General features: G+C 29.5%; 22 protein-coding genes. All 22 read left to right on the top strand.

What is annotated here, in order from left to right; genetic code table 11:
- Positions 1-4: 4 nt before the first annotated feature.
- The 22 genes from Q3287_RS09190 (at position 5) to Q3287_RS09085 (ending at position 16,521) form a co-directional block, all read left to right on the top strand.
- On the top strand, positions 5-607 hold the full coding sequence (locus Q3287_RS09190) for a DUF4355 domain-containing protein (protein ID WP_021382802.1): 603 nt from the start codon (positions 5-7) through the stop codon (positions 605-607).
- Positions 608-627: 20 nt separating this feature from the next.
- Entirely contained in the window at positions 628-1,551 is a 924-nt protein-coding gene (locus Q3287_RS09185; protein ID WP_021382814.1) for a hypothetical protein, read from the top strand.
- A gap of 11 nt (positions 1,552-1,562) precedes the next feature.
- Positions 1,563-1,844 (top strand): Rho termination factor N-terminal domain-containing protein, encoded by a 282-nt coding sequence (locus Q3287_RS09180; protein ID WP_169470313.1) that lies wholly within the window; start codon positions 1,563-1,565, stop codon positions 1,842-1,844.
- Positions 1,828-2,208 (top strand): phage head-tail connector protein, encoded by a 381-nt coding sequence (locus tag Q3287_RS09175; protein ID WP_407963932.1) that lies wholly within the window; start codon positions 1,828-1,830, stop codon positions 2,206-2,208. The genes Q3287_RS09180 and Q3287_RS09175 overlap by 17 nt, the downstream gene beginning before the upstream one ends.
- A gap of 11 nt (positions 2,209-2,219) precedes the next feature.
- Positions 2,220-2,567, top strand: coding sequence for a hypothetical protein (locus Q3287_RS09170; protein ID WP_223195823.1), 348 nt, complete (start codon positions 2,220-2,222; stop codon positions 2,565-2,567).
- Positions 2,567-2,923, top strand: coding sequence for an HK97 gp10 family phage protein (locus Q3287_RS09165; protein ID WP_407963931.1), 357 nt, complete (start codon positions 2,567-2,569; stop codon positions 2,921-2,923). Before Q3287_RS09170 ends, Q3287_RS09165 begins: the two co-directional genes overlap by 1 nt.
- 8 nt (positions 2,924-2,931) lie before the next feature.
- The gene (locus Q3287_RS09160; RefSeq protein ID WP_223195825.1) at positions 2,932-3,381 is read left to right on the top strand and encodes a DUF6838 family protein; all 450 of its coding nucleotides are present in this window, start codon (positions 2,932-2,934) and stop codon (positions 3,379-3,381) included.
- Positions 3,382-4,437, top strand: a complete 1,056-nt coding sequence (locus tag Q3287_RS09155; protein ID WP_407963930.1) for a phage tail sheath subtilisin-like domain-containing protein — start codon at positions 3,382-3,384, stop codon at positions 4,435-4,437. It begins immediately after the preceding gene.
- 15 nt (positions 4,438-4,452) lie between these two features.
- Positions 4,453-4,893: a phage tail tube protein gene (locus Q3287_RS09150; protein ID WP_021382790.1), complete on the top strand. Its 441-nt coding sequence runs from the start codon at positions 4,453-4,455 to the stop codon at positions 4,891-4,893.
- 15 nt (positions 4,894-4,908) lie between these two features.
- Positions 4,909-5,325, top strand: a complete 417-nt coding sequence (locus Q3287_RS09145; protein WP_021382789.1) for a phage tail assembly chaperone — start codon at positions 4,909-4,911, stop codon at positions 5,323-5,325.
- Positions 5,326-5,351: 26 nt separating this feature from the next.
- The gene (locus tag Q3287_RS09140; protein WP_223195827.1) at positions 5,352-5,501 is read left to right on the top strand and encodes a hypothetical protein; all 150 of its coding nucleotides are present in this window, start codon (positions 5,352-5,354) and stop codon (positions 5,499-5,501) included.
- A 3-nt stretch (positions 5,502-5,504) separates the two neighbouring features.
- Positions 5,505-8,891: a phage tail tape measure protein gene (locus Q3287_RS09135; RefSeq protein ID WP_407963929.1), complete on the top strand. Its 3,387-nt coding sequence runs from the start codon at positions 5,505-5,507 to the stop codon at positions 8,889-8,891.
- A gap of 10 nt (positions 8,892-8,901) precedes the next feature.
- A complete protein-coding gene (locus Q3287_RS09130; RefSeq protein ID WP_407963928.1) occupies positions 8,902-9,534 on the top strand; it encodes a LysM peptidoglycan-binding domain-containing protein in 633 nt (210 codons plus the stop codon).
- Positions 9,535-9,773: 239 nt separating this feature from the next.
- Positions 9,774-11,303, top strand: a complete 1,530-nt coding sequence (locus tag Q3287_RS09125) for an NlpC/P60 family protein (RefSeq protein WP_407963927.1) — start codon at positions 9,774-9,776, stop codon at positions 11,301-11,303.
- A 14-nt stretch (positions 11,304-11,317) separates the two neighbouring features.
- Positions 11,318-11,650: a DUF2577 family protein gene (locus Q3287_RS09120; protein ID WP_223195831.1), complete on the top strand. Its 333-nt coding sequence runs from the start codon at positions 11,318-11,320 to the stop codon at positions 11,648-11,650.
- Positions 11,643-12,077, top strand: coding sequence for a DUF2634 domain-containing protein (locus Q3287_RS09115; RefSeq protein WP_407963926.1), 435 nt, complete (start codon positions 11,643-11,645; stop codon positions 12,075-12,077). Before Q3287_RS09120 ends, Q3287_RS09115 begins: the two co-directional genes overlap by 8 nt.
- Positions 12,070-13,122 (top strand): baseplate J/gp47 family protein, encoded by a 1,053-nt coding sequence (locus tag Q3287_RS09110; protein WP_407963925.1) that lies wholly within the window; start codon positions 12,070-12,072, stop codon positions 13,120-13,122. Before Q3287_RS09115 ends, Q3287_RS09110 begins: the two co-directional genes overlap by 8 nt.
- 1 nt (position 13,123) lies before the next feature.
- The gene (locus Q3287_RS09105) at positions 13,124-13,741 is read left to right on the top strand and encodes a putative phage tail protein (protein WP_407963924.1); all 618 of its coding nucleotides are present in this window, start codon (positions 13,124-13,126) and stop codon (positions 13,739-13,741) included.
- Positions 13,742-14,524 (top strand): phage tail protein, encoded by a 783-nt coding sequence (locus tag Q3287_RS09100; RefSeq protein ID WP_407963923.1) that lies wholly within the window; start codon positions 13,742-13,744, stop codon positions 14,522-14,524.
- A gap of 16 nt (positions 14,525-14,540) precedes the next feature.
- The gene (locus Q3287_RS09095) at positions 14,541-16,031 is read left to right on the top strand and encodes a hypothetical protein (protein WP_407963922.1); all 1,491 of its coding nucleotides are present in this window, start codon (positions 14,541-14,543) and stop codon (positions 16,029-16,031) included.
- Positions 16,032-16,045: 14 nt separating this feature from the next.
- The gene (locus tag Q3287_RS09090) at positions 16,046-16,339 is read left to right on the top strand and encodes a hypothetical protein (protein ID WP_407963921.1); all 294 of its coding nucleotides are present in this window, start codon (positions 16,046-16,048) and stop codon (positions 16,337-16,339) included.
- Complete coding sequence (locus Q3287_RS09085) at positions 16,339-16,521, top strand: hypothetical protein (RefSeq protein ID WP_407963920.1); 183 nt, start codon at positions 16,339-16,341, stop codon at positions 16,519-16,521. Before Q3287_RS09090 ends, Q3287_RS09085 begins: the two co-directional genes overlap by 1 nt.
- The last annotated feature ends 39 nt before the right edge of the window (positions 16,522-16,560 follow it).

The raw sequence follows: 16,560 nt of genomic DNA, 5'->3' as shown, positions 1-16,560 counted from the left end.
AATTATGAAGAAAAAAGAAATGATAGAACTACTGCAAAATATAGAAGAGGAATCAGAAATAGATTCATTATTGGAAAATGTAGATTTATTTAAATTAAAAGATAAAAAAGAACTTACATTAGATGATTTTAAGGCTTTGATTTTAAATGATACTAATTTTAAATCTTTTATGGATAGCGAAAAAAATAAATATCATAGTGAAGCACTTGAAAACTTTAAGAAAAAAGATATGCAAACACTTATAAATGCTGAAGTTCTAAAAAGGACTTCTACAAATGAAACAGAGGAACAAAAGGCTATAAGGGAACTAAATGAAAAATTGGATAGATTAGAAAAAGAAAAAAGACATACAGAAATGATTTCTAAATATAAGGATATTTTAGTTGAAAAGAAAATACCTACAAACTTAATTGAATATCTACTATCTGATGATGATGAAAAAACAAATGCAAATATAGATATCTTTGAAAACTCAATGAAAAAATATATTCAATCTAGAGTAGATGAAAGAATTAAAGATGGTTCATATACACCACCTGGAAAAGAAGGCGATAATGAACTATCAGAGGTTAGAAAGCAGATAAAACAAGGTTTAAATAGTTTCTAAAAAAGAGGAGGATTTTATAAATGGCTAATGTATTACAATATGTAACGCTTTTTCAACAAGAATTAGATTCACAAATAGTGGTAGGTTCAACTACTGGATGGATGGAAAGAAACTCTGGTCAAGTTATATATGATGGAGGTAGAGAAGTAAAGATTCCTAAGGTATCTATGGATGGTTTAGGAGATTATGATAGATCTAAAGGATATGCTCCAGGAGCAATAACACTTGAGTATGAAACTAGAAGAATGGAAATGGATAGAAGTAGAGAGTTTATGCTTGATTCAATGGATGTAAATGAAACAAACTTTGTTGTAAATGCCTCTTCTGTAATGGGATTATTTCAAAAGCAACATGTTATACCAGAAATAGATGCATATAGATACTCAAAGATATTTTCAGAAGTTTCTAAGGTTGATGAACGTGTAAAATATTCTTATGAAGTATCTGCTGCGAGTATTTTAAGTGAATTAAAATATCAGATAGCATCAATTCAAGATTCAACTGGTGATATACCTCTTATTATTAGTATGTCTAGTATAGTGGCAAGTATCTTAGAACAGTCTACTCAACTTGATGATATTGAATTTGGTGATGGAGATATAAAAAGAATTGTAAAATCTATAGATAATGTACCTATAATAAAAGTTCCATCAAAAAGAATGAAAACAGAATATATATTCATGGATGGTAAAACATCTGGTCAAACAGCAGGTGGATTTAAGGAAGGACCAAAAGCACTAGATATAAACTGGTTAATAACTCCATCATCTGCTCCAATTGCAATATCTAAGACAGATAAACCAAGAATATTCACTCCAGATCAAAATCAATCAGCTGATGCCTATAAAATAGATTATAGAAAGTATCATGATTTATGGCTATTAGATGAACCAATAAAACTTTGTAGAGCATGTGTAAAACAAGCAAAGGCTACTCAAGAGTAGAGGTGAAATAAATGTTTGTATTAAAAAAAGACAACGTTATTAGACTTGCTAATAATGAATATGAAAGTAATAATCTAGTATCAAAGGGATTTAAAATATATTTAGAAGAAGTGACTAAAGAGAATATTGATAAAAAAGAGGAAAAAATCGAAAAAGTTAAATCAATCTCTAATGATTTGTTTAATCTATCTAAACCAGAACTTATGGAAATTGCTAAAGGTAAAAATATAAAGGGATATTCAACTAAAACTAAAGAAGAATTAATCCAATTACTAGATGAGTACAATGCTTGATAGTATTAAGTTAATTTTAGGAATAGAAAATGATAGATATGATAAATTAATAATCCTTTATATAAATAAAATAAGTGAAATGGTTTTAGAATATTGTTCTAGACAGGAATTAAGTATAGCACTAGAAGGGTTTGTGGAAGAAAAAGTAATATCAATATTATCTTCAAGATTTGAGGAACTTAAGAAAAACAGTGGACTTGATAATCTAGAAAAAAACTTAAAAGCTATAACTAGAGGTGATACAAAAATAGAATATAATACTTTAACATTGCAAACTGCTGAAAATAGTATGAGTTCATCATCTTTTTTAACTGATGCTGATAAAAAATTTCTAAGCCCATTTTGTATTGTTAATATGTACTAAGGGGTGATTAAGTGACAGAGGCAGATATATTAGAAATGACCTATCTTGATAAAATGACTATTATCAGAAAGTCAAAAGGTTGGAATCAAGAAACATGTTCTAATGATTTTAGTAATATTATTATAGCTGAAGATATCCCATGTGCAATTTCAAGAAAAGAAGAAGCCATTGTAAGTGGCGATATTGGAGCTATAGTCATAAATAGAAAGTTATTTTGCAGACCAGAAGTGGATATAAAAACAGGCGACACTATAAATGCAACTTATAGTCATGGAGAAGAAGCTATATTTAAGGTTTCTAAGGCAAATATATATCCAAGCCATATGGAAATACCTATTACAGAAGCGGAGAGAATATAATGGGAATAGATAATTTAGGAGTTTTTGAAGCATTAGCCTTAGATTTAAAGTTAAATGCATCAAATTTCAATAGAAAAATCAAGAAGTTTACAAAAGAAACTGGGCAAGAACTAGCAGAAAATATAAGAGATGAAACTCCTGTAAAGACTGAAAAGTTAAAAAATGGATGGGAAGAAAATCAGCCTGAATATGATATTTATATTGTTGAAGATAAGGTTGAATATGCCACACTCGTAAATGATGGCCATGCAACTAAAAATGGTGGAGTTGTTCCTGGTGTATTCATGGTTGAAAAGGGAATTGAAAAAACAAAAGAAAATATGACAAGCGCAAAAGCAAATTTATTTGATTGGTAGGTGATTAGTTGCTTACAAACAGAGATATTATAATAGCAGTTAATGAAAGAATAGAAAATGAGTTTAGAGATACAGATATTTTTATTAATGAGGATAATATACAAGGCTTTGAGGAGGCTTGTTTTTTTGTGCAACTTTTACCTGTTTCTAATAATATTGCAAATAAAATTTTGGATACTAAAAAGATATTCATAGATGTTGAATATTATCAAAAGGCTAGAAAAAATAAATTAAATCTATATGATATACAAAGTAGATTAGAAAAAATATTTAACAGAAACATTAGAGTTAAAGATAGAAGTTTAACTATAGAAAATATATCTCCATCAATTGTAAAAGATTCTGTAGGTTATAAATTAACTTTCCTAATTACTGTATCTTATTTTGAAGAGATTTACTTTAGTAAAGAAACATATGAAACTATGGAAAGTGTAGATTTAAAGATAGGAAGTGATTAAATGGGTTTACCAGAAATTAATATATCCTTTATTCAAGCTGGAAAAACTTTTGTTAAACGTTCTGGTGGTATTGTAGCACTTATTTTAAAAGATACAAAGAATACAGGATTGATTGAAATACAGGAAATAGAAGATATTCCAAATGGCTATTCTGCTGACAATTTAAACTATATAAAGATGGCAATGAGAGGAAATATATATCCTCCAAATAAGATATTAGTCTACGCATTAGATGTAGATGAATCAATAGATGATGCTCTAGACTTTCTTGAAACTTGTGAATTTAATTACCTTTGTATGCCAGAGGAGACAGAGCAAGAATTGCCTAAAATCAAAGCATGGATTAATAAGATGAGAGAAGATAATAAAATAAAGGTTAAGGCTATAACTGCAAATAATGTAGCAGATTATGAAGGTATAATAAACTTTACAACAACTGATATTGAAATTGATGGTAAGAAATATACTTCAAATGAATTTCTACCAAGGTTAGCAGGTTTTATCTCAGGAACTCCATCAACTCAGTCTATAACATATGCAAATATACCAGAAATAACTAACATACCAAAACTAACAAGGGTTGAAGCAAATACAAAAATAAATAATGGAGAGTTAATTCTAATAAAAGAAAGTGGCTCTATTGTTGTTGCTAGAGGGGTCACATCCTTTACAACAACTACAGATTCAAAAGGTGATATATTTAAAAAAATTAAATTAGTAAATACATTAGACCAAATTCATAATGATCTTAAAAAGATAATTGTAAAAAACTATATAGGAAAAGTTCCAAATACTTATGATAATAAGTGCTTACTTATAGTTGCAATACAATTATATCTTCAAGAATTAGAAAAAGATGGTCTCATTGATCCAGGTTCAACAGTAGAAATAAATTTAGATTCACAAAGAGAATGGTTAAAAAAACAAAATATAGATACATTCAATATGGAAGAACAGCAATTAAAGGAGTATAACACAGATACTCTCGTTTTTTTAAAAGCAAAAATTAAATTAATAGATGCTATGGAAGATGTGTATTTAGACATCTCTATGTAGTTTGGAGGTTAAAATTTGAAAGCTAAAATAGACCCAAGTAGAATAATATCTGGTACATTTGGAGAATGTTGGCTAGATGGGAGACAATTAACATCTGTAAAAGGGTTAGAAGCAAAAGTTGAATTAGAAAAAGAAGAAATTAAAGTTTGTGGGCAGTTAATGGTTGGACAAAAACTTATTGGAGCATCTGGAAAGGGCTCTATAACCTTATTTAAAGTGAGCTCTTTATTTGGAGAATATGTTGAAAGTATGCTAAACGAAGGAAAAGCATTCAAATTTACTGTAATAAGTAAGTTACAAGATCCAGATTCCTATGGAGCTGAAAGAGTTGCACTTTATGGTTGCATGCTTGATGATTTAACTTTAGCAGACTGGGAAGCAGGAAAACCAGGAGAAATAGAAGTTCCATTTACTTTTGAAGGCTTTAAATACTTAGATAAAATTACAGAAAAATAGGAGGATTTTTATTATATGAACACAGTTGAAAAATTATTAAATATGGATGCAGGTAAATTAAAACTGCCATCTAGTATATATGAACTATATTGCAAAAAATTAGATGATACCTTAGAGATTGAATGTAATGCTATTGATCCAGAACGTTTTGATGAGATAAGAATGAATTCATTGGACGTAGATAGTGGTAATTTAGAAAATGTTAATGTCTATGAACTTAAAGTTAACACAATACTTGAGGCATGTCCTATTTTTAGAAATATGGAAGTTGTAGAAAATATGGGCTTGGCAACCCCTAAGGATCTTATAAAAAAATTACTCTTAGCTGGAGAAATTGATAATCTATATGAGGAAGTTAATAAAGTAAATGGCATAGATGCTGAGGGAGATAAAAAAAGACAGAAGGAAAAAAATAAAGAAATAAAAAACTAATTAAAACGGATGGAGAAGTTAACTTAATGTACTTATTATTTAAGTATAAAGGTATAATGCCATCCGTTTCTTATCGTATGCTAAAAGGTGAAAAAGAAATTGTTAGTGTTTTTATAGATCAAGAGTTGGATGAAAAAAGAGAAGAAATAAAATCTGGTGCCAGGAGGTTATTTTAATCTATGAGTTCTAGTACAAAAGTTTTACAAGCAGTAATAAAAATGAGAGATGAAGCAAGTTCAACTTTAAGAAGAGTAGCAGCTAATACTAGAGCTTTGCATGATTCATCCTCTCAAGCATCAAGAGCATTAAATAATGTCCAGAACAATTTAAAAAGCGTTGGCACAAGTGCATTAAAAGCAGGAGGACTTATAACTGCTGGAGTTGGTGGGGCATTTGCTGCTGCAACAAAAGTTGGAACAGAATTTGAAAGTGCTATGTCTCAAGTTAAGGCCACATTTGGAAATTCCTTAAAGCCAGGAGACTTTGAAGCTATGTCTAAGGCTGCTAGAGATGCTGGAAAAGCTACAACTAAAACTGCTGCTGACTCTGCTAATGCACTTCAATATATGGGACTTGCTGGATGGGATGTTCAAAAATCAATGCATGCCTTAATGCCAGTGCTTAACTTATCAGAAGCAGCATCTATGGACCTTGGTTTAGCATCTGATTTAGTAACTGATAGTATGAGTTCTATGTGTTTAGAAGTTGATAAGGTCAGTAAAAGTGGAAAAGTACTAGCTGGTGCTGGATTAAGTGAGTACTTAGATAAAGTTGCAAATGCATCTACTAAATCAAATACAAACATACAACAGTTAATGGAAGCATTTAATGTTGCAGGTGGTACATTTAGTAACTTAAAAGTTCCATTATCTGAAGCAACTGCCATTATGGGAATACTTGCAAATAGAGGAGTTAAAGGTACAGATGCAGGCCATGCTTTAAACTCAATCATGATAAACCTTACAACAGGTGCAGGCCAAGCAGGTAAAGCAATGAAAAAACTTGGAGTAAGTGCATTTGATAATCAGGGTAAATTTAAAGGTATGTCAAATGTACTTAAAGAAGTTGCAAATAAAACAAAAGATATGACTGATAAACAGAAGAATTATTACTTGGCAGCTATAGGTGGAAAAACTCAATTAAAAACGTTACAAAAGTTACTTGATGGAGTTGGAAATGAGTATGATAGTTTAAAGAAAAAGATAGATAACTCAAAAGGTGCCTTAAAAACAATGTCTGATGTAATGAAAGATAATACTAAGGGTGGACTTGCAACCTTAAAATCAGCCCTTGAAGAAACCGGAATTACTATTTACTATCAACTAAAACCAGCAATAGCCTCTGTAGTTGATAGTTTAACTAAAATGACTGTTTGGTTTAATAATCTAAGTGAACCAATAAAAAGAGTTATAACCAATGTAATGCTTTCAGTTGGAGCATTTGGTGTACTTTTACTAACTATAGGAGCAGTATCTTTAATTGTTTCAAAGGCTATAGGAGTATTTAGTTTCTTCGTTCCAATAATACTAAAAGCAAAAGTTGCTTTCAGAGCTTTTGTAATCGGGATGAAGCCATTAAGTGCAGTATTTTTGGCTGTAATGGGTCCTATAGGATGGACTATAACAGCTATAATTGCATTGTCAGTAGCATTTACTGTTGCTTATGCTAAGTCTGAAGTCTTTAGAAATAAAGTTAATTCATTAGTAAAATCATTTGTAGAATTTGCAAAGCCTATAGTAAGTTTTTGTATGCCTGCACTTAAACAATTAGGAGAGAAATTTAAAGAGTTATTATCAGCATTTGGGCCACTATTTGCATCTATATTAAATTTAGGTAGTGTAATAATGAAGGTATTAGGACCTGTCTTAATTGGTGTAATAGGGTTTCATATAGCAAAATTAGTTTTAATTTTATCTACTTTGGCAACGGCATTTAGAGCTGTTGTAGATACTATAACTAATGTATTAAATGGTCTAGCATCTATTTTAAGTGGTATTTTTGATTTAATTATAGGTATTGTCACAGGTGATAGTAAAAAAATGATGGATGGAGTTAAGCAAATATTTGATGGAGGAGCTAAAATTATAAAATCAATTTGGAAAGGTCTCATAGATTTTATAACTGCTCCAATAGAAGCAGTAGCTGATATTGTAGATAGTTTATTTAAGGATAAAGCGAAATGGCTTACAGATAAATGGAGAGATTTAAGAACCTTCTTAGAAAATCCAATTGAAGCAACCGCAAAGATATCTACTAAAACAAATGTGAATATACCTGGAAGTAAAGCAGCAGATGCGGCTGGAAAATCTACACCAAATACAGGTGGATTAAAACAAACAATGGAAAATTTAAAAGGTTCATTTAGTGATTTTAAAACTTTTATTAAACCTATGACAGATTCTATAAGTCAAGGAGTTGAATCTGGAAAAACTAAATTTACAGAACTGCAAAATAAGATATTAAATGATGTTAAACCTGCACTAAAGGTTCTAGAGGATTCTGGAATAAGTTTTAAGAATAAATTCAAAGAATCAATAACTTCAATAAAAGATAAATTTAATGAGTTAAAGGATATATTAGTAGGAAATATCAAGACAAATATAGATAATCTAGTAAAAGCATTTGAACCTTTAAAGCCACACTTAGATAATTTAAAAGAATGTTTTGATAAGGTTAAACAAGCGATTACTGATTTTTTTACTCCAGCTAAACAAGTTGGAGATACAGTAGACCAGGTAAGCCAACCAATGGACAATATGAAAAAGTCTACTGATGGCATAAAATTAGCATTTCAAAACTTAGGTCAAGCACTTGCACCTGTTAAAGCTTGGTTTCAAGGATTTATGCCTTTCCTATCACAAATAGGACAACAATTATTACCAGCTATAGGAGTAGCAATAGCTGGTGTTGTTGGTGGAATAATTTTAGCATTTATATGGTTTTTAAATACATTAACAGCAATAATAACAACTGTTTCTGGAATTATAAACGGAATTATATCTTTTATATCTGGAATTATAAATGTTGTAATGGGACTTATAACAGGAAATGCTGACCAGACAATGGATGGCCTTAAACAAATATTTGATGGCGGAGTAGGTATAGTTAAATCTATATGGAATGGTTTGGTAGATTTAGTAAGTGGAATACTGGAACCTGTAATAGATCTTGCTGATTCATTTTTCAAAGATAAAGTTAAAGGTGTAAAAGAGACTTGGAATAAACTTAAAGAATTTTTTAAACACCCAATTAAAGGAACAATAGAAATATTTAAAAAAGGTCCTAGCTTACAAATAGGAAAAGGTGCAGATGCTGCTGGCGGTCCAAGAGGAGCATTTGGTATAAATAGAGTTCCTAGAAATGATTATTTAATAAGAGCACACGAAGGAGAAAAACTTTTAACTAAACAAGAAGCCAATCAATATAAGAGAAATAGTTCAAATGGAAGTTTATTTCTTGATAAGTTAGCAGATACAATAATTATAAGGGAAGAGGCTGACATAGATAAAATTGTAAAAAAACTAAACAAAAAAATATCTCTTGCAAATGTTGGAGGAGTTCTTTAGGAGGTATCTGATGGAAATATGGTTAAGGCAAGCAAATAATGCATTTAGATTCCCTATTCTACCACCTTCTTTTGAAATAAATGGAAATGCAACAATAAATACATCCAATATATTAGGAGTTGGAGATATTGCAGTATTTGGAGGATTAGGACTTAAAACTATAGAACTATCATCTTTTTTCCCTAATCAAGAATATAGTTTCTGTAATTATAATGGATTCCCAAAACCTTATGATTGTGTAAATTTGATACAAGGTTGGATGAAAGAGGGATTTATATTGAGATTTATAATTACAGAAACTAATGTAAACTTTGAATGTATCATAGCAGATTTTAATTACAAAGAACAAGATTGTTCAAGAGATGTTTATTTTACCTTAAGTTTAAAAGAATATAGAAGAATAAAAATATCTAAGGTCAATGCTAAGGATGACGATTTATCTTCTAGTATTGACCTACCCATTACAAAAGGATTTGAGACTAAGCAAAAAACTCACAAGGTCATTGAAGGAGATACTCTTTTTAAGATAGCTAAGAAATATTATGGAAATGGTGACCTTTGGCAGAAAATTTACGAAGCCAATAAGGATAAAATTAAAAGCCCAAACATAATACAAAATGGATGGATTTTAATAATTCCATAAAAGGATGGTGATTTATAATTAATAAAATCAAAATACAAGTTCATATAAAAAACGGAAATATATATAATATAACTGATTTAGTAGACAAATGTACCTGGTCTGGAGATTATAGATCACCATCAAGAACACTTGAATTTTCTATAATTCAATCAGCATCTGATATTAACTTTAGGCAAATAGATATTCCAGTAGCAAGTACAATTTGTTTCTATGTAGATGATAAAGAGATATTTAGAGGCATGATAATAGACAGGTCTCTCGATTCAAGTAATAACAGTATTGATTTTACTGCAAAAGATATGGGTTTTTTACTTTTACAAAGTGAAGTTTCATATAATTTTAAAGATAAATTGGTTGAAGATATTGCAAAACAGGTTTTTGTAGATAATAAACTCCCACTAGGTAATTTGCCTAGAACCAACGTTAAATATACAAAAATGTTTATTGGTGTAACTGGCTATGATACTATAATGAGTGTTTACACAGAAGCAAGCAAAACAACAAAGAAAAAATACATGATAGAAGCCAATCTTGATAAATTTAATGTAATTGAAAAAGGAATTGTTACTCTAGATATTACCTTTGAAGAAGGTTTTAATCTTATTAATACAACCTTTTCAGAAAGCATGGAGAACGTGAAAAATAAAGTACTGGTTGTTGATCAGTATGGTAACAAGATTAATGAAAAAATAAATGACTCTATATTTAAAAATGTTGGAGTAATTATGCAAAAGGTAATACAACAACAAGAAAATGACACTGTAGATATAGATAATGAGTTTAAAGACATAGAAAGAACTTGCTCTTTAAAAGGATATGGTGATATAAGCTGTATAACTGGTAGAGGTGTAAAAGTAAAAGATTCATATACAAAATTAATAGGACTTTTTTATATAGATACAGATAAACATATTTGGCAAAATGGAGATTATCAGATTGAACTTGAACTTAACTTTCAAAATATTATGGATGAAAAATCTGCTGGGCAAGATGAACAAAAAGAAGATGGCAGTTCAGAGTATACTGGAGGAACAGAGTTTCCTGCTGAATTTACTGCATATTGTCCTAGAAAATCTGAAGGTGGAGATACAGATTGTAGAAAGAAAAAATTAGACCCTTCTAAAAAAACATGTGCCGCCCCTATGGTTGGTGCTTTCAAACAATCTTACTATACAAAAGATTTCTTAGATAAATATCCATTATTAAAATATGGTGATGAAATACAGTTAGTTACAGGAGTTTCAAATCGAGATGGAACATACAAAGTAAATGATGTTGGCTCTGCAATAATCATAGAAAAGGATGGAACATATCATATAGATATTTTATTTGGAAATGTTGAAGATATGATGGATTTTGGAAGAAGAAAAGGAAAGATAGTAATAGGTAGTTATGCTGGAAACATGACAGAAAGAGCAAAAACTGTTATATCTGAAGCAAGAAAACATCTTGGAAAGCCATACAAATGGGGTGGTAATGGACCAAGTAATTTTGACTGTTCTGGACTTATGGTATATTGCTTTAAAAAAGTTAATGTTAATTTACCAAGAACATCTAGTCAACAATCTAAAGTTGGTAAAAAAGTAGAACAAAGTAATTTGCAAGCAGGAGATTTAGTATTTTTCCATAATCCAGTTAGTCATGTTGGTTTATATATAGGTAATGGAGAATTTCTACATGCCCCACAAACAGGTGATGTAGTTAAAATAAGCAAAACAAGCAGTAGTTATTACACTAAAAACTTTTCTACAGCTCGAAGAGTTTTATAAAAAGAGGTGATATAATGGCAAATCCAATCAATGAATTTATTAAAATAATGAGAGAAGAAGGTAAATTTCATAATGAACCTTCTTTTTTTATTGGTAAAGTTAAAGATAAATTACCAGATTTAAAAATAGAGATAAATAATCTTTTATTGGAAAAAGAAAATCTTTTAATAGATAGTTGGATACTTAATAGCCAGATAGAAACATTTGAAACAGAAATAAATCAAGAACACAAACATAATATAAAAAACCCTTTTACTAATAATCTTGAAACTGGAGATATGGTAATAATGTTTAAAATAGGTGAAAAATTTGCTATTGTAAGTAAATTGGTGAGTCTAGATGAATGATACTATATTTCCTTTCATGGGTGTTCCAGAGGATTATACTTCTCCATCCAATGAGGAATTACCTATTTTTAAAGAATTTGCTTGGGATTTTGAAAAAAATGAAAAGATAATTGAAAATGGAGACTTTAAAGTAGTTGAAAGAAATGAAGCAATCAAGGTATGGATTTATAAAACTATAAAAACAGATAAGTATGTTCATTTAATATATGAGTGGGATTATGGAACAGATATAAAAAATCTAATTGGACAAAAGTATACTAAAGGACTCACTGAAAGTGAGGCAAAAAGGTATATACAAGAAGCACTTTTAATCAATCCCTATATATTAGAAGTTAATGTAACAAATACAGAATTTAAGGATGATAATTTATCCATAAGTTTAAATGTAAAAACAATTTATGGAGAGGAGGAGATTACATTTGTATAATGGCCAATCATTTAGTGCCTTAAATAATAGAACTTTAAATAACATAAATCTACCTCTTTATAAAGGTCAAGGATCTTCTCTTTATAATATAGTTTCTCCAATAAATTCAGAACTTGCACAGTTATATATAGAACTTTCTTATATACATAAGAGAGTTTTTATTCAAGATAATTTTGACGATTTTCTTGATAGAAGAGTCAATGAATTTGGAGTATATAGAAAGTTAGGCACAGAAGCAATAGGCGAGGTAACATTTGAAGGCAAAATCGGAACTCAAATACCAAATGGAACAATAGTATCTCACAGTGATTTACTATTTGTAGTTATTAAAGATATTACAATAGATGAAGATAGTAGGTTAAATGTAAGCCCTATACAGGCTTTAGAGGTTGGTATTAAGTATAATTTATCAGCTAACACAGAATTTAAACTTATAGAAGAAATAAATGGAGTGACTAAAATTTATAATGAACTGGACCTAAAGGGTGGAACAGAAATAGAAACAGATGAAGAGTTAAAAGAAAGATTTTATAAAATACAGAAAAATCAAGCCACAAGTGGTAATAAAGCTCATTATGAAGCTTGGGCTTTAGAAGTTGAAGGAGTTTATAATGCTAGAGTAATTCCTAGATGGGATGGTCCAGGTACAATCAAGATTTTGCTTTATGGTCAAAATAATCAATCTGTGGATAATGAAATTTTACAAAGATGTACTGAGCATATAGAAGAAGAAAAACCAATTGGACCTATTGTTACAGTTGTTACACCAAGCATTTTTGATGTTAGGATTAGTGCAACTCTAACACTTGAAAGTGGATATGATATCGAATCTATAAAGGTTATGTTTTTAGATATTATAAATTCTTATTTAATAGAAAATTCAAGAGAGATTGTTTATATAAAAATAATGAGTTTATTAGCAAGCATAGAAGGAGTGCATGATATAAAAAATCTACTTATAAATGAAGATATTAAAAACATAATAGTTGATGAAGAAAAAGTTCCTGCTGTTTCAAATGTTACATTTAATATCGAGGTGAGTTAAATTGAAGTTAATTGATTACCTACCAAGTTTTGCGAACAATGAAATTGACATACAAATTCAAGATGCACTTGAAAATGAACTTCTAACATTACTTGATGAAAAGAATGATTTATTAGATCAGTTTTTTATAGATACAGCAACTTGGGGACTTGATGACTGGGAAGATCTATTAAAAATAAAAACAAATTCTAAGTTGGATTTTGATACTAGAAGAAGTAATATAAAAGCTAAATTAAGAGGTAAGGGTACAACCACAATAGAAGTTATAAAGGCAATCTCAGAAGCTTACACAAAGACTAATGTTGATGTAGAGGTATTTAGTAATCTATTTAGTTTTACACTTAGTTTTATAACAAATAATTGTAGTTATAACACTATCTTGGAGTTAGATAAGAAAATAGAAGAAATAAAACCATGTCATCTTGAACATAAATTTGAGATGATTTTATTCAATAAAAATGACATATTTGCAGGTTCTACAATGAATACAGGTGAAACAGTTACCATATATCCTTACAGTCCAACTGATATAACTTCTTTTGGAGAATTAACTATAACTACAGGCAATGACAGAAGTATGGAAAAAGTAACTTTATACCCAAAACAGGAGGTGATATAATTGGCAGAACAAAAATATTATACCCTTTTAACAAAGGTAGGCAAAGCATCTATTGCAAATGCTACCGCACTTGGTAATAAAGTAGATTTAGTTAAATTACAACTTGGCGATGGAGCAGGAACAGAATATAATCCAACAGAAGAACAAACAACACTTAAAAAAATAGTTTGGGAAGGTTCTGTAAACAATGTAAAAGTAGATGAAGAAAATCCAAACTGGATAGTAATAGAAACTGTAATACCAGGTAGCATTGGTGGATTTATGATAAGGGAAGTAGGTATATTTGACTCGTTAAATCAACTAATTGCAGTATCTAAATATCCTGAAACATATAAACCAACTGCTGATTCGGGAAGTGTAAAAGATTTAGTTATAAAAATTATTTTAGTAGTATCTAATACTTCAAGTGTAAATTTAAAAGTAGACCCAACCGTTATTTTAGCGACTTTAAAAGACATACAAGAGTTAGACACTAAAATTGATACAACTAAAACAGAGTTAACAAGCAACATAGAAACTACTAAGACAGAGTTAAACAATAAAATAGGAGATACAACACTACTTGAAACAACAGATAAAACAAATATAGTTAGTGCATTAAATGAGGTAAAAACTAGTGTAGATAGTATAGAAACAACAGCAGAGAAAACAACTATAAAAGATACAGATAACTTATTTGAAAGTGATAATGTTGAAGGAGCATTAAAAGAAGTAATGCAAGAGATAAAAGGGAATAAAACTAGCATTATATCTAGTATAAACAGTAACTTGATACCAATGTAGAAAGGAAGGTGATTAAATGACTACTTATGATGTTAATAGGACTATTAGGAGAAGAAAAGGTACCTATTCTCAGTTTGATATTCATGCTGAGAAGGTTGATGTTGATTCTGGCAGTACTTATCATACTATTTATTGGGGAAGTTATAAATTAAGTAAATCAAAGTCTATGAATATAACTGAAACTAAGGTTTATAAGATTGCTTCATATGAAGTTTATCGTTATATAGGTGCTGAGAAAATTATATATGAAGATGATATTATTTACCAGAATACTACTGTTCAAGTTGTGTCAAATCCTAACATTTCTATAGATAATGATTTAGGTGTAATTGGAGATGCTTGCAGTATAAAATATAATATTTATGATAGCAATCCTGATGTTAGTTTTAAAATAACTGTAAAATTAAATGATGTTGTAATAAGCGAAAAAAATAATACAGTAGATTCTAATTACACTATAGATTTAACTGATGAACATTTATCTAATTTAGTATTTAACTCTGTAAATAATATAACTATTGAGCTTGGTACTGTTGCTGGTGGTAAAATGTTAGATAAAACTGTTACATTCACAAAAGGCAACACTAAACCAAAATTAAATATATCCTCTTATAACTCAACTACTGCAATATTTACAGCAATAGACACAGATGATAATTTAAGTAAAATAGAGTGGTTCATTGATGATGTATTAAAAGATACAATAACAACAGATTTAACAGCAGAAAAAACAATAAACTATGAACTTACAGACAATGCAATACACACACTTAAAATAGTTGCTACAGACACAGAGAATGCAACTGCTGAGAAAGTTTTGAGTATAAGTAAAGAAATTATGCCACTTCAATCTGATGCAACTTTGCAAGATATATCATCTAAATTAGTAGAGATTGGAGAAGGGTTTAGAAATGGTAAAACAAGCATTATAAATACTCTAGCACTTAAAAATATAGATGCAAATTTAAATAATACACTCGTTGAGTTATCAGAGAAAATTAAGGGAGGTTTTGATAGCGGAGACGCTAGTTTACAAGATTTGATGAATCAATTAACACAAGCTAATAACACTATAACACAGTTAAATACTAAGTATAAAGTTGCTAGTGGTACAGTTACTTCTTTTGCGGATAGTACTAAAATTGCTTATCCATATCTAACCGACAATGTTACTAAACCTGGTTCTTGGATTAAAGTTAGTAATTTAGGCTTTAAACCTAATATTTTCTTTGCTGATTTTGATTACTATGATGCTGAATATAAAAATAATTATAAACTTTTCCTTTTCGCTTGCAATGGTGTTGCCACACAAAGAGGTGTTGATTTTTCAAGTGTTACATCTTTTATCAGAAAAAGTGGTGATGAGTATTTTCATGCTAATGGTTGGCTATATAGTAACTCAGAGGGGGATGTCTATTTTAATAATACTGGCGTTCAGATTCCAGCTTATAACTTTGATTCAACTCAAAAACATACTTATAAATGGTATGCTATTAAATTTATTTAAAAGGAGGAAAAAACATGAATGTTCCAAACCGAATAATATATGACCAAACAGGTAGAACAATCTTTGAAACAGGCGAATCCTGTGGAGATGTATTGCCACATTATACAATAACAGAATTGCATTATATAGATATTGAATATGGAAGTATAGATTATACAAGGAATAGAGTTATAGGTATAAATATAGAAACAAAAGAACCAATTTTAGAAGAAATACCAATATATGTGAGTGAAGAAGAAAAGAGAATACAAGAGTTAGAAAATCAAATTTTATTAAATGAAAATGAGAAAGTAGGAGGATTATTATAATGAATATAAGTAATGTTGTAGTAAGAATATTAGCAGAAAGAATATTAAATGGAGGGCTGAATCCACTTAAAAACAGACCTTTTAAACTGGATGATGTAACTAATACAGAGTATAGAAAAGCGGTAGAGGATTATATTATAGAAAATAGTGGAGTAGTAGAAGGAGCAGAACCAACATTATAGAAGGTTCTTTTTTTTATTCCTAAAAATATATAAATTCAT

It is taken from the genome of Clostridioides sp. GD02404, from assembly GCF_045898275.1.
In the GTDB taxonomy this organism is placed as follows: domain Bacteria; phylum Bacillota; class Clostridia; order Peptostreptococcales; family Peptostreptococcaceae; genus Clostridioides; species Clostridioides difficile_A.
Note: the sequence above shows the minus strand (reverse complement) of the source record. Positions and strands in the feature narration are given on the sequence as shown.

Coding starts and splice junctions, on each gene's coding strand:
- Q3287_RS09190 (WP_021382802.1), top strand. CDS start 5: ATGAAGAAAAAAGAAATGATAGAACTACTGCAAAATATAGAAGAGGAA.
- Q3287_RS09185 (WP_021382814.1), top strand. CDS start 628: ATGGCTAATGTATTACAATATGTAACGCTTTTTCAACAAGAATTAGAT.
- Q3287_RS09180 (WP_169470313.1), top strand. CDS start 1,563: ATGTTTGTATTAAAAAAAGACAACGTTATTAGACTTGCTAATAATGAA.
- Q3287_RS09175 (WP_407963932.1), top strand. CDS start 1,828: ATGAGTACAATGCTTGATAGTATTAAGTTAATTTTAGGAATAGAAAAT.
- Q3287_RS09165 (WP_407963931.1), top strand. CDS start 2,567: ATGGGAATAGATAATTTAGGAGTTTTTGAAGCATTAGCCTTAGATTTA.
- Q3287_RS09155 (WP_407963930.1), top strand. CDS start 3,382: ATGGGTTTACCAGAAATTAATATATCCTTTATTCAAGCTGGAAAAACT.
- Q3287_RS09145 (WP_021382789.1), top strand. CDS start 4,909: ATGAACACAGTTGAAAAATTATTAAATATGGATGCAGGTAAATTAAAA.
- Q3287_RS09140 (WP_223195827.1), top strand. CDS start 5,352: ATGTACTTATTATTTAAGTATAAAGGTATAATGCCATCCGTTTCTTAT.
- Q3287_RS09135 (WP_407963929.1), top strand. CDS start 5,505: ATGAGTTCTAGTACAAAAGTTTTACAAGCAGTAATAAAAATGAGAGAT.
- Q3287_RS09130 (WP_407963928.1), top strand. CDS start 8,902: ATGGAAATATGGTTAAGGCAAGCAAATAATGCATTTAGATTCCCTATT.
- Q3287_RS09125 (WP_407963927.1), top strand. CDS start 9,774: ATGATAATAGACAGGTCTCTCGATTCAAGTAATAACAGTATTGATTTT.
- Q3287_RS09120 (WP_223195831.1), top strand. CDS start 11,318: ATGGCAAATCCAATCAATGAATTTATTAAAATAATGAGAGAAGAAGGT.
- Q3287_RS09115 (WP_407963926.1), top strand. CDS start 11,643: ATGAATGATACTATATTTCCTTTCATGGGTGTTCCAGAGGATTATACT.
- Q3287_RS09095 (WP_407963922.1), top strand. CDS start 14,541: ATGACTACTTATGATGTTAATAGGACTATTAGGAGAAGAAAAGGTACC.
- Q3287_RS09090 (WP_407963921.1), top strand. CDS start 16,046: ATGAATGTTCCAAACCGAATAATATATGACCAAACAGGTAGAACAATC.
- Q3287_RS09085 (WP_407963920.1), top strand. CDS start 16,339: ATGAATATAAGTAATGTTGTAGTAAGAATATTAGCAGAAAGAATATTA.